We start from the raw sequence: 12,473 nt of genomic DNA, 5'->3' as shown, positions 1-12,473 counted from the left end.
TCAGCATGAGCGTTGTGCCGCCGATGATGGCCGTTCCGCCGATGACGGAGCAGAAGTCGACGCCCGAGCAGCCTCTCGACAAGGACTGGTGGCGTGGCGCGGTGATCTACCAGATCTACCCGCGCTCGTTTCAGGACCATAACGGCGACGGCGTCGGCGACCTCGTCGGGATCACCGAGCGGCTCGACTACGTCGCCGACCTCGGCGTCGACGCGATCTGGCTCAGCCCGTTCTTCACCTCGCCGATGAAGGATTTCGGCTACGACGTTTCCAACTATCGCGACGTCGATCCGATCTTCGGCACGCTCGGGGATTTCGACCGGCTGCTCGAGAAGGCGCATTCGCGCGGGCTGAAAGTGATCATCGACCAGGTGATCTCGCACACCTCAGACAAGCACCCGTGGTTCTCGGAGAGCCGGCAGAACCGGACCAACCCGCGGCACGACTGGTATGTGTGGGCCGACCCCAACCCCGACGGGACGCCGCCCAACAACTGGCTGTCGATCTTCGGCGGCTCGGCCTGGGCGTGGGACAGCCGGCGCATGCAGTATTACATGCACAATTTCCTCACCTCGCAGCCCGACCTCAACTTCCACAATCCGGATGTGCAGGACGCGGTGCTCAGCGATATGCGGTTCTGGCTGGAGCGCGGGGTCGATGGGTTCCGGCTCGACACGGTGAACTTCTACTTCGCCTCGCTGGGGCTCGAATCCAACCCGGTGGTGAAACCGGAGGATTTCAATGCTTCAACGGCGCCGGCGGTGAACCCCTATAATTTCCAGGAGCACCTCTACGACAAGAGCCGGCCGGAGAACCTCGAGTTCCTGACCCGCATCCGCGCCCTGCTCGATGAGTACCCGGGGCGGACCAGCGTGGGCGAGATCGGCGACAGCCAGCATCAGCTCGAGGTGATGGCGCAGTACACCTCGGGCATCGACAAGCTGCATATGGCCTACACCTTCGATTATCTCGGTGGGGCATTCGACGCCCGGCATTTCAAGACGTCGATCGACCTGACGGAAAAGGACGCGCCCGACGGCTGGATCTGTCTTGCCTTCTCCAACCACGACGTGGTGCGGCATGTGAGCCGCTGGATGAGCCATGGCGACCGCGAGGCGTTCGGCAAGCTGACGGCGACGATGCTGCTGACGATGCGCGGCTCGGTGTGCCTCTACCAGGGTGAAGAGCTGGGGCTTACCGAGGCCGAGCTGGCATTCGAGGACCTGGTGGACCCCTACGGCATCGAGTTCTGGCCACAGTTCAAAGGCCGCGACGGATGCCGGACGCCGATGGTCTGGCAGTCCTCGGCGCATCTGGGCGGCTTCTCGACCGCACCGCGGGCCTGGCTGCCGGTGCCGGGCGATCACCTCCTGAAAGCGCCGGACCTGCAGGAAAAGCAGAATGACTCGCTGCTGCACCACTACCGGGCAACGCTGAAGTTCCGGCGCCAGCACAAGGCGCTGGTGAAAGGGACGATCCGGACGCTCGACGCGCCGGAGGGGGTACTGATGTTCACCCGGACGGACGGCAGCGAGACGCTACTTTGTGCCTTCAACATGACTGGCGGCCCGGTCGTCGTCCGCCTGCCCGACGGGCTCGGGGTCAAGGGGATCGACGCTCCCGGCTCGGTCGCTGCCCCCGTCGGTGACGGCGACCTCGCCCTGCCGGCTTTCGGCGGGTTCGTCGGGGCTGTGCTCTAGCACAGGCGCTGGTGGCGCTTCGGGAGGCGCTGGCGGCTCGGGTGCCGCGGGCGGCGGCTCGACCACCGGGGGCGCCGGCGACAGCGGCTCGGGATAGCGGGCGGCGAGCAGCGCCTGGGTAGCCGGGTGCTGCCCCGTTTCGGCCAGCTCGGACGGCTTGCCGCCTTCGACGATGTGACCGGCGTCGAGCACGAGGATACGGTCGGCGACGAGCCGCAGCACGTCGAACTCGCGGCTGGCGCAGAGCACGGTGAGGCCATAGTCCGAACGGACGCGGTTGAATAAGACGAGAAATTCGGCCTGTTCGACCGGATCGAGCGCGGCGGTCGGCTCATCGAGGACGATGAGGCTGGGGCGGCTGACCAGCGCGCGCGCCAAAGCGAGGCGCTGCAACTCTGCCGTGGTGAACTGGCCGGGCAGATGATCGAGCACATCAGGCGCGAGACCGACGACGCGCACAGCTTCGACCAGGCGATCGGCCTGCTCGTCGATCAGCAATTGCTCTTCGACGCGCAGCGGCTCGGTGAGCGATAGTCCCACCGCCAGATCCGGATTGAAGGCCGCGCGCGGATCAGGGAACAGCAAGCTGATGCGGGCGCGCGCCTCGCGGGCAAGATCGTCGCCGCGATAGGGCGTGCGATCGAACGCCAGCTGGCCGGCGCTGGCGCGTCCGAGCCCGGCAACCAGCCGGAGCAGCTCCGACTTACCGGCCCCGGCGGCGCCGAGCAGGCCGACGGCCTCGCCGCGGCGCACCGACAGGGTGATGTTCTCAAGCACCGCGATAGGCGGCTTGCGCTTCCAGAGCCGCGAGGTGGGATCGGCGAAACGCTTGCCGAGCCCCTGGAGCTCGAGCAGCGGCTCGCCGATGGGCGGGCGAGCCATGGTGCGGGTGCGGGGCCTGCCGGCGCTCACCAATTCGCGCGTCGCGGCGTGCTGCGGGCGCTCCTGCAACGCGGCGGCCGGGCCGCGCTCGACCAGCTTACCGCCCGAGAGGATAGCCGTCTCGAGTCCCATGGCGAGCGGCAGGCGGAAGTCCCGGGTGAGGATCAGCAACGCCACGCCGCGGTCGCGGTTGGCGGTGAGCAGCGCGGTCAGCAGTTCGCGTTGCGCGGCAGGGTCGAGGGCCCTGCCCGGCTCGTCGCAGACGATGAGATCGACGCCGCGATCGAGGCAGCGTCCAAGCTCCATCGGATCGGCATCGGCGCCGATGACGCCAGGGCGTTTGCCGGGGAGTCCGGTGCCATGAACGGTGACGCCGGCCGGTAGCAGGCCGGCGATGACCTGGGCCAGTAGGGTCTTGCCACTGTTGGCGCGACCGACGATGGCGAGGGCAGCGCCATCGGCAAACACAAGGTCGAGGCTGGCGATGGGATGGCTACCGGCGATGGCGACGTCGAGGCCGGCGAGCTCAAGCGCCATGACGCGTTCCTCTGAGGCCGCTGGCGGCGAGCATCAGGGCCAGCGCGGTGACCACGGCGACCGCGCCGGGAACGACGATCAGCAGCGGGCGGATGGTCATGAACTGCTGGGCCTCGCGCAGCATCAGGCCAAGGCTGGCGCCGGGTGGCAGCACACCCAGGCCGGCAAAGGAAAGACTGACCTCGATGAGGATGGCGACGGCCAGGAGCTCGAGGCCAAGCGCAACGAGTTGCGGCAGCAGCCGCGGCAGCACATGGCGCTGTGCGGCGGCGAGCGGGCGGAGGCCGGCGAGGCGCGCCGCGGTGACATAGTCGCGGTGCCACAACGGCGCGAGGATGCGGCGGGTGATGACGGCGGCGACCACCACGCCGGGGAGCGCAATGGCGAGAAACAGCGTGAGGTTGGCGGGCGCGGCGAGGCCACTGACCAGCACACCGATGAGCAGCGCAGGGGGCAGCATACCGATGGCATGCGCCGTGCGGTTGGAGGGCGGCAGCCGCAGAGCGAGCGCAACGCCCATTGGGATGCCGACGAACAGACTGGCAAGCGTGCCGAAGATGGCAAGCAGGAGCGTCGTGAGTGTTGCGGCCATAAGCACCGAGGCGCCATCGCGGCCGGTGGCGTCGGTGCCGATCCAGTGGATGGCGTCGGGCTCGGCGAGCGGGGTCAGGCTGGCGGCGCCATGCGGGGTCCAGGCGAGGGAGGTCAGCGCGAGGATGGCGATGATCAGCGCAAGCGCGGCGCCGAGGACGACGCGCAGGTCGATGCCGGGCCGGACTGAGGCGGCTTCGAGGGTCATGGCCGCAACTCCGCGCGAAAGGCGGGATCGACCAGCACACGCAGCAGCGCCAGGAGCAGCATACCGAAGGCGGCGACCATGATCAGCAGCAGCAAGCCGCCGCGCAGCAGTGCCAGATCGTGCTGCTCGGCGGCGCCGAGAATCTGGCGGCCCAGGCCGGGAAGGAAGAAGACGCTCTCGACCAGCGCCGCGCCGATCAACAGGGCGCCGAAGGTGCGCGCCATCGCCTGCGGCAACTCGGCCAGCGCGCGGGCGAGGCCGAGCTGCCAGCTCGCCTCGAAGGCAGCGATGCCATCGGCGCGCAGGCGCTGCACGTCACGCTCGGCCACGCGGCCGAGATCGCGGCGAATGCGCAGGGCGAGCTGGCCGGCATAGGGAAGGCCGAGGGCAAGCGACGGCAGCAGCAGCGAGGCGAGCGCGCCCAGTGGGTTGCTCCAGGGGACGAAGCCGCTGGCAGGCAGCAGCTTCAGCAGACCCGCGAACAGCAGCGCCAGCAGCATGCCGAGCCAGAACGGCGGCAACAGCGCAAGCACGCCTGAGAGGACGCGCACCAGCCGATCGACCAAGCCGCGATAGCGGCCGGCGGCAAGGCCGAGGCCTGCCCCCACTGCGCCAGCGACAAGCAGCGCCAGCAGCGCCAGTGGCAGGGTGACGGCGAGACGCTCGCCGAAGGTGTTAGGCGCACCGGTGTCGCCAACGAACAGGCCGAGGAACCGAGCCCAGGCGGGGCGATCGGCGCCGCCGGCACCGGGCAGGACGTCAAGGAAAAGGAACAGCAGCACGGCGGCGCCGAGGACCGCTCCGACTGCCAACACGAGCCGCGTGAGGACGTAGTCTCTCATGCCCCGACGCCCCAACAACCAATCAAATGAAGGAAAGACCCAACCGGCTAATGCTTAGTCAATGACCGGTTAATTTCCAATGTATCGCCTCAGCGGCGATCGCTGAACCGGGTCGAAAGGATGACGGGGACCAGACCGACCAAGACGATGGTCAGCGCCGGAAGCGCCGATTCGGTGAAGAGGCTGACATTGGCGCGGGCATAGACCACGGTGGCCAGTGTTTCGACGCCAAGCGGCCGCAGCAACAGCGTTGCCGGCAGTTCCTTGACGATCTCGACGAAGACCAGCGTCGCGGCGGTCAGCAAGGCCGGCGACAACGTGGGCAGATCGACACGGAACAACAGCCGCCAGCCGGTGACGCCGAGGACGCGACCGGCATCGAGCATGGTATCGCCGCGCTTCTTCATCGCCGCATCGATGGTCGAATGCGACACCGCGAGGAAGCGAATGGCATAGACATAAAGCAGCGCGGCGATGGAACCGGAAAGGATCAGGCCGGGGCGCCAATTGGCCACCGCCATGGTCATCCGGTTGAACCACAGGTCGGCCTGCCCGAGCGGCTGCAGCAGGCCGAGCGCCAGCACCGTGCCGGGGATGGCGTAGCCGAGGGTGGCGATGCGGATCAGGCCGTGCGCAGCGCGCGATTTGCCGATGTGGGCAGCGGCAAGGCCGACGATCACCGTCATGAGGGCGCCGAGCGACGCCAGGGTCACGGTGGTGAGCCCGGCATTGACGGTGAGGCCGAATGCGTCGGGGCCGAGATTGCGGATGGCGAGCACCAGCAGTTCGCCGACCGGGACGCCGAAGCCGAGCAGCAGCAGCACGGTGCAGAAGCCGATGGCAAGGGCGCGCTCCGCGCCGACCAGTTGCTCACGCGGTGGCGCGACGCGGCTGTCGCGATGCAGCGCGTAGACGCGGTCGCGGCGCGCCCATTGCTCGAGCAGGATGAGCAGGCCGATGATGAGCACGATCATCACCGCCAGCTGTGCGGCGCCACCGAAGTTCGAGCGGTTGATCCAGGTGGAATAGATCACCGCGGTGAGGCTGTTGACGCCAAAATACTGCACGGCGCCCAGATCGTTCACCACCTCCATCATGGCGAGGGTGATGCCGACGACGAGCGCCGGGCGGCTCAGCGGCAGGGTGACCGAGAAGAAGGCGCGGAAGCCCCCTGCCCCAAGGGTGCGCGCCGCAGCCGAGATGGAACCCGACTGCATGACGAAGAAGGCGCGGCAGGAGGCGTAGACATAGGGGTAGAGCACCATCGAGAGGACGAACGCGGCGCCGGAAGGGCTTTTGATCTGCGGGAACCAGTAGTCTTTGATGGTTTCGCCACCGATGACGGCGCGCAACGCCTGCTGGATCGGACCGGTGAAATCGAGGAACTCGACGTAGGTGTAGGCCGCGAGATAGGTCGGAATGGCCAGCGGCAGCACCAGCGCCCACTCGAAGATACGGCGGCCGGGAAAGTCGAAATGCGTCACCAGCCAGGCCGACAGGAGGCCGAGTACGCCGGTGATCAAGCCAACCCAGGCCATCAGCGTCGCGGTTTCGCGCAAGGCTGTCGGCAGCATGGCGGCGGCGAGACCGCCGGCGCCGGTGGTATCGAGCGCGGCCAGGGCGAGCCAGAGAATCGGCAGGCCCATCAGGGCGAGCAGCAGGATGGCCGAAACCGGCGGGAGCTTCCTCCCGCCGGTTTCGGATTTCATCGATGCTGCGGTCGTCCGGCTGATGCTCAGCCTCCGCGCTGGTTACTGCGCCTGTGCGCCTTCGTTGAACTTCAGCTCATCGATCAGCGCCGCCGCTTCGTCGCGGAATTCGGCGGTGGCGGTAAGCGAGACCTTCGAGGGGTTGAGAATACCCCAGCTCTGGGTCAGTTCGGCCGGCTTGACACTCGTTACCGCCGGATACTCGTAGTTGGCATCGGCGTAAAGCTGCTGTGCCTCGTCGGAGAGCAGGAATTCGACCAGCTTGTTGGCGTTTTCCAGGTTCGGGGCGTACTTGGCGATGAAGGCGCCGGCGGCATTTACCTGGGTGCCCTCGCCGTCAGCGTCAGGGTAGACGATGCGGGCGGATGCCGCCCAGTCCTTCTGCTCGGGCTCGGCCTCGTTGGTCAGCATCAGGCCCATATAGTAGGTGTTGGCGATAGCGAGGTCGCACGAACCCTCAAGGATGGCCTTGACCTGCGCGCGATCATTGCCGGCCGGCGGGGCCGACATGTTGTCGCGCACGGCGGTGAGCCAGGTCCGGGTCTTGTCCTCACCCCAGGCCGCAATGCGGTTGGCGACGAGGCCGATATTATAGGCGTGATCACCCGGGCGGGTGCAGAGGCGCCCTTTCCACTCGGGCTTGGCGATATCGTCATAGGTCAGCGCGGTGGCGTCGACACGGTCCTTGCTGACGTAGAAGACGCGAGCGCGCAGCGACAGCGCCGCCCAATGACCTTCTTCGTCGCGGAACTCCGGCGCCAGGCGCTCGGTCAGCGCCGCAGTGGTGATCGGCTGGGTCAGCCCTTGCGTCTTGGCGCCGACCAGGTTGCCGACATCGACGGTGAGCACCACATCGACGGGCGACAGTTCACCTTCGGCGGCGACGCGCTCGAGCAGGCCATCGCCGGCGTAGAGCACGGTGGCCTTGACGCCGGTGGCGGCGGAGAATTTGTCGAGCAGCGGCTGGATCAGGCCGGGCTCGCGGTAGCTGTAGATATTGACTTCGCCGCTCTGGGCAAAGCTCGGCCCGGCGGTGCCGGCAATCATCGCGGCGCCAAGCAGCGCAGCGGACAGTCGCATCGTCATGGTCATGGCAAACTCCCGTTATCGGCGGCCCCTCAGGCCACCGGTGACCGGCTGCAATCACGAATTCTGAGCAACAAAGTCAACAATGCGGGGCAGCGGAATGTTGCCGGTTTGTGAATGTCTTTTAGAACCGTTCCAGAACGCCGGAGAAGTCGCCAGCCAAGCCGCAGGTTTCGGCGCTGCCGGCGAGCCGGAGCGCTGCGGCAACGTGTCCGATCAGTTCTGCGGACCTTCGTCGAAGCGGAGCTCGTCGACCAGTGCGCTGGCCTCCTTGCGGTGCGCGGCAATCTCGGTCAGCGGAGTCTTGTCGGCCTTGAGCTTGCCCCAGCTGGCGACCAGTTCCGACGGGGCGACGCCGGCGACCACCGGGAATTCGTAGTTGCCGCTGGCATAGAGGTGCTGTGCCTCGTCGGAGAGCAGGAATTCGACCAGCTTCTGGGCGTTGGCCTGGTTGGGTGCATATTTGGCGATCACCGCGCCCGAGACGTTGACCTGCGTGCCGTCGCCGTCGGTATCGGGATAGATGATGCGGGCGGCGGCGGCCCAGGTCTTCTGCTCGGGCTCGGCGTCGTTATTGAGCATCAGGCCCATGTAATAGGTGTTGCCGATGGCAAGGTCGCAGCTGCCGTCGAGGATCTTCTTCACCTGGTCGCGGTCGGCGCCGGAGACCGGGCCATTGAGGTTGTCGCGGACCTTGGTCAGCCAGTTCCGCGTCTTGTCGACGCCCCAGTGGGCGATGCGGGTGGCGATAAGGCCGATATTGTAGACGTGCTGGCCGGAGCGGGTGCAAAGACGCCCCTTCCACTTGGGCTTGGCGATATCCTCATAAGTCAGCGCCGTCTCGGGGACACGATCCTTGCTGGCGTAAAAGACGCGGGCGCGCAGCGACAGGGCGATCCACTGACCATCCGGATCCTGGTAGGCGGCCGGCACGCGGGCCTGCGCCTCGGCCGGGATGGTCTGGGTAATGCCGAAATCCTTGGCGTTGGCGAGGTTGCCGATATCGACGGTGAGCACCACGTCGGCGGGCGACAGCTCGCCCTCGGCCGCAACGCGCTCGAGCAGGCCATCGCCAGCGAACAGCACATTGGTCTTGATGCCGGTTTCGGCGGTGAACTTGTCGAGCAGCGGCTGGATCAGACCGGGCTCGCGGTAGGAGTAGACATTGACCTCGCCGCTCTGCGCCAGGGCGGGCCCGGCCGCCAGCGTGAGAAGGAGGGCAGTGCCGAAGCGCGAAAGCAAGCTCATGATCATATTCCAGGTCGCGGGAAGCTCCCGCTCAGGCGTGGTTCTGCTTTTTCTGAGCCGCCAAGTCAACAAACCGGATCGTGAAGCGGCTCAGTGGCGTTCGAGGCCCCTGGCGGCGAGAACCTCGTCCGATGCGGCCGAGGTGAGGAAGGCGGACAGCACCCTGGCAGCTTTCGCATCGCGGGCGGCGGCGCTGATGCCGATGGCGAAGTCGATGTAGCTTTGCAGCTCGGACGGAAAACGGCCGGCCAGCACGACATCGGGAGCAGCGGCGAGGATGGAACTGACGGGATCACAGCCAGTTCGGCCTCGCCATGGGCCACGGCAGCCGCGGTTTGCCCGCCGGAGGTGGCCACGAGCTTTGGCTTTACCTCGCCGGCAATGCCGAGGCGCTCCAGCAGGCCGATGAAATAGCTGCCGCTGGTGCCTTCATTGGCGTAGGCGATCGAGGCCGCGCTCTTCAGCGCATGCTCGAATGCCGCTACGGTGCCGAGGTCAGGCAGCGGGCGACCCGCTTTGGCAGCGACGCCCATGGCGATCCGCCCGAACGGCACCTGGCTTGCGGGATCGAGCTTTCCCAGTACGGCGAGAGCCTCGACCAGATTGGGATTGATGATGACGAGATCGAAGGGTTCACCGGCTTCGATCTGCTGCTTGACGATCGGGTTGAGCTCCCAGCGGGCCGCCACGGTATGGCCGGTGGCAGCCTCGAACTCCGGGATCAGCGCGAGGATTACAGGACGGACCGCGATGGCGCCAACAAGCCGGATCTCCCGGCTCACTGGCTGGTCTCGCGGACCAGGTCGGCGGGAATTAGCAGCGAGAACATGGTGCCGACGCCAACGGCCGGATCGACCGACAGCGACAGGGCGTTAACCGCCAGCAGCGAGCGGGTGAGCGCCAGACCGACGCTGGAGCGCACCGGCTGCAGGGCTTCGCCGTCCTTGCCCACGCCATCGCGGAACACCACGAAACGCTCGCCGAGATCGCGGCGGGCCTCACCGCCGTCGCGGACATTGACGATCACGGCGCCGTCGTCCTCCTGCTGTGCGGAGAGGATGACCGAGCCGCCGACCGGCGTCTGATCGATGGCGCTGGCCAGCAGATTGAGGATCGCCTGGGTCAGGGAGGCGGTGTCCGCGGTGATGCGTGGCAGCCGCTCGGAGACGGCGTTGCGCACCAGCACGCGGGCTTCGCCAGCCTGGCCGCGGACGCGGGCGAGGCAGCTTTCGAGCAGCGCCACGAGGTCGATGTCGTTGGCCTCGGCCGGGTAACGGCCCTCGCGCAGGCGGCTATAGTCGTCGAGCTCGTCGACGAGGTGAGCGATCTCCTGCCCGGCGGTCTTGATGTCCTGCGCATATTCCAGGTAGCGCTGGTTCTCGATCGAGCCGAACGACGCCGAGCGGATCAGGTCGGCGAAACCGATGACGGTGTTGAGCGGTCGGCGCACGCCCCGGCTGATGCGGGTGAGCATCGAGGGCTCGATGTCGTCGGCAGGCTTGGTCACAGGAGCCGGCGGAATCGGCGAGGCGGCCTTACGGACGAAGGCATAGTAGCCCGCGATGATGCCAGCCTGCCCTTCGGCGAACAGCGTGATGCGGGTGTTGGGCACCGACCCGGTGAAGGTGATGGCCGGACGCGCCGTTTCGGCAAAGCGGGCCGGGCGTTCGAGGAAGCGCTTGAGGTCGCCCAGTTGCGAAGGCTCGATGAAGCTCGCCAGCGGCTTGCCGACGATATCTTCTTCGACATGGCCGAGCACGATGCGGCCGTGCAGCGACACCGTGGTGATGGTCGCGGACCGGTCGGCAGTGATGAAGCCGTCGTCGCTGGTTTCGGCCGCGAGCTCGGCGAAGCTGCGGACAGCAGCCTCATGGCCGATGCGGTTCTCGGCGATACCGGCCGACAGCATCAGAGCCGGACGGCCATGCCAGGTGATCGACTGCAGGCGGGCGTTCACCGAGGCGAGGCTGCCATCGCGGCGCACCAGCTGGGTCACGGGCCCAGCGACCGCGCTGTCCTCGGACGGGAAGATAGCGGTGAGACCGGCGGCACGCAGGCTCTCGATCGACTCGTAGCCGGCGAGATCGGTCAGCGCCCGGTTGGCGAACAGAACCTGCTGATCGCGGAACACCAGGATGCCGAGCGGCAGCCGGTTGAGGATGAAGGTCTCGCCATTGAGGTTGATCAGCGCGCCTTCGTTGCCGGTGGTAGGCGGCGCGGCCGTTTCGGCCGGCGGCGCCGAAGGATGGGCGCTGACCCGATCGGTGAGGATGCGGCTCAGCTCATCGAAATTGTAGCGCGAAACGCGCTCGACGGTTTCGGCATCGGGGATGGCGGAGAGGGTCTCGGCCGGTTCGTCGTCGGCGGGCAGTTCCGGTGCGAGCGCCTCGAAGCCACGGCCGATGACGCGCCAGGCTGTGGCAGCGAGCGGCTCGGGCTGCGGCTCGGCAGCCGTGTCGATTTCGGCGACAGCCACTTCCTCGTGCGCGATCGCTTCCTCGTGCGCGATCGCCTCTGCGGCCGGGTGATGTTCCGCGACCGGGAGCTGTTCTGCGGCCTCTTCTTCGTCGGCGAAGTCGATCAGTGCGCCGATAACGTCGAGTTCGGGCGATAGCGGAATCGCAAACGGCGCCGTCTCGGGCGACAGTTCGGGCAATGGCAGGGTCTCGTCAGCCTCGACCGGGTCGGGCACCAGCGGCTCATCCACCTGCTCGGGCGGCGGACCGGCGAAGTGCTCGTCGCCGGGGCTGAGCGCGGTGTAGAGGCCGCCATCGTCGGCGAGCCGGTCGAACAACGAAGCGAGCGTACCCGGCACCTCAGGCGCGGCGGGAATCGGCTCGACCCAATTGTCTTCTTCGGCAATCACCGGCTCGTCGTCGGCACGCTCGAGCGGCGGCAGCCCCATCGGCAGCAGCGGTTCGGGTTCGGGGACGAAGCGCGGCGGCGCGGGGGCGTCTTCGCGAGCGATGACGCCCTCCTCCGCCCGCACATCCGATATCTGGGCCGTGGTCGCGAGCGGCGCTGCGTGGTGCTCGAACAGCAGCAGCATGGCGTCGTGCGGGCTGGCCTTGAAGCGGGTCAGCTGCAATTTGTCGCCGGCCAGGGTGATCTCGGCGCTTTCGGCGTCGTGCGGCAGGCCTTCACTCTCGATGATCGGAGCAAAGTGCTCGAGCGCATGGCGCGAGCCGCCGGCGATCTGTCCATCTTCACTGACCAGCAGGAACTCGGCGCCATCGGGCAAGAGCCTCGCGGTCAGGGCATCGACCTGCATCGGATCGTGCGCCTCGAGCAGCTCGGGTTCGATCGGGTCGACGCCAACGATCAACAGGCCCGTGTCGCCGTTTTCGAGTTCGAGCGGCGTGCAGGTGCAGGTGGTGGAGATCGGCCGCTCGCCGGCGAGGAACTGGATGCGGCTGAGGCTCGAGCGTCCCATCGAGCCGAGCCGGATCAAGCGGGCGATCTGGCCCTTGATCGGCACCGCCTCGGGCGCCAGCTTCAGCCCATGCTTCTTGATCTTGCCATGGAAGTAGCGCGCCGCGTCGTTGCGCCAGAGCAGGGTTTCGCCATCCTGCGACCATAGCCAGGCGGGGCGCGCGTCGGCCCAGTGCACCAGCACCAGCCGGGCCGTCGGCGATTTGATCCACTCAGCGCGCACGCGTACTCTTTTCCT

The 12,473-nt window shown here is 67.3% G+C and carries 7 protein-coding genes and 2 pseudogenes; 1 reads left to right on the top strand and 8 read right to left on the bottom strand.

Annotated elements, in window-relative coordinates:
- Positions 1–41 precede the first annotated feature (41 nt).
- Positions 42–1,700: an alpha-glucosidase family protein gene (locus ASC89_RS08955; RefSeq protein WP_156384590.1), complete on the top strand. Its 1,659-nt coding sequence runs from the start codon at positions 42–44 to the stop codon at positions 1,698–1,700.
- Between the two features lie 333 nt (positions 1,701–2,033).
- On the opposite strand, the pseudogene ASC89_RS28930 reads toward ASC89_RS08955, so the two are convergent.
- The 8 genes and pseudogenes from ASC89_RS28930 to ASC89_RS08920 all read right to left on the bottom strand — a co-directional run.
- Positions 2,034–2,582 (bottom strand): annotated as a pseudogene (locus ASC89_RS28930) (ATP-binding cassette domain-containing protein); the annotation flags it as partial.
- A gap of 526 nt (positions 2,583–3,108) precedes the next feature.
- On the bottom strand, positions 3,109–3,918 hold the full coding sequence (locus ASC89_RS08950; RefSeq protein ID WP_055884832.1) for an ABC transporter permease: 810 nt from the start codon (positions 3,916–3,918) through the stop codon (positions 3,109–3,111).
- A complete protein-coding gene (locus ASC89_RS08945; RefSeq protein WP_082533259.1) occupies positions 3,915–4,760 on the bottom strand; it encodes an ABC transporter permease subunit in 846 nt (281 codons plus the stop codon). The genes ASC89_RS08950 and ASC89_RS08945 overlap by 4 nt, the downstream gene beginning before the upstream one ends.
- An 89-nt stretch (positions 4,761–4,849) precedes the next feature.
- Positions 4,850–6,469 carry an iron ABC transporter permease gene (locus tag ASC89_RS08940; protein WP_082533258.1) on the bottom strand — a complete coding sequence of 540 codons (1,620 nt, stop codon included), beginning with the start codon at positions 6,467–6,469 and terminating at the stop codon, positions 4,850–4,852.
- A gap of 42 nt (positions 6,470–6,511) precedes the next feature.
- Entirely contained in the window at positions 6,512–7,561 is a 1,050-nt protein-coding gene (locus tag ASC89_RS08935) for an extracellular solute-binding protein (protein ID WP_055996928.1), read from the bottom strand.
- A gap of 210 nt (positions 7,562–7,771) precedes the next feature.
- Positions 7,772–8,809: an extracellular solute-binding protein gene (locus ASC89_RS08930; protein ID WP_156384554.1), complete on the bottom strand. Its 1,038-nt coding sequence runs from the start codon at positions 8,807–8,809 to the stop codon at positions 7,772–7,774.
- Positions 8,810–8,893: 84 nt separating this feature from the next.
- Positions 8,894–9,585, bottom strand: a pseudogene (locus tag ASC89_RS08925) (molybdate ABC transporter substrate-binding protein).
- Positions 9,582–12,458, bottom strand: coding sequence for a PAS domain-containing sensor histidine kinase (locus ASC89_RS08920; protein WP_055996925.1), 2,877 nt, complete (start codon positions 12,456–12,458; stop codon positions 9,582–9,584). The pseudogene ASC89_RS08925 and the gene ASC89_RS08920 overlap by 4 nt, the downstream one beginning before the upstream one ends.
- Positions 12,459–12,473 lie beyond the last annotated feature (15 nt).

The organism is Devosia sp. Root413D1 (genome assembly GCF_001425235.1).
GTDB lineage: Bacteria > Pseudomonadota > Alphaproteobacteria > Rhizobiales > Devosiaceae > Devosia_A.
The sequence above is the reverse complement of the archived record's forward strand: the minus strand, read 5'-3'. Positions and strand labels throughout refer to the sequence as shown.

What these genes read in the sequence shown, in the direction of transcription:
- ASC89_RS08950 (WP_055884832.1), bottom strand. Translation starts at nt 3,918, where the DNA reads ATGACCCTCGAAGCCGCCTCAGTCCGGCCCGGCATCGACCTGCGCGTC.
- ASC89_RS08945 (WP_082533259.1), bottom strand. Translation starts at nt 4,760, where the DNA reads ATGAGAGACTACGTCCTCACGCGGCTCGTGTTGGCAGTCGGAGCGGTC.
- ASC89_RS08935 (WP_055996928.1), bottom strand. Translation starts at nt 7,561, where the DNA reads ATGACCATGACGATGCGACTGTCCGCTGCGCTGCTTGGCGCCGCGATG.
- ASC89_RS08940 (WP_082533258.1), bottom strand. Translation starts at nt 6,469, where the DNA reads ATGAAATCCGAAACCGGCGGGAGGAAGCTCCCGCCGGTTTCGGCCATC.
- ASC89_RS08930 (WP_156384554.1), bottom strand. Translation starts at nt 8,809, where the DNA reads ATGATCATGAGCTTGCTTTCGCGCTTCGGCACTGCCCTCCTTCTCACG.
- ASC89_RS08955 (WP_156384590.1), top strand. Translation starts at nt 42, where the DNA reads ATGACGGAGCAGAAGTCGACGCCCGAGCAGCCTCTCGACAAGGACTGG.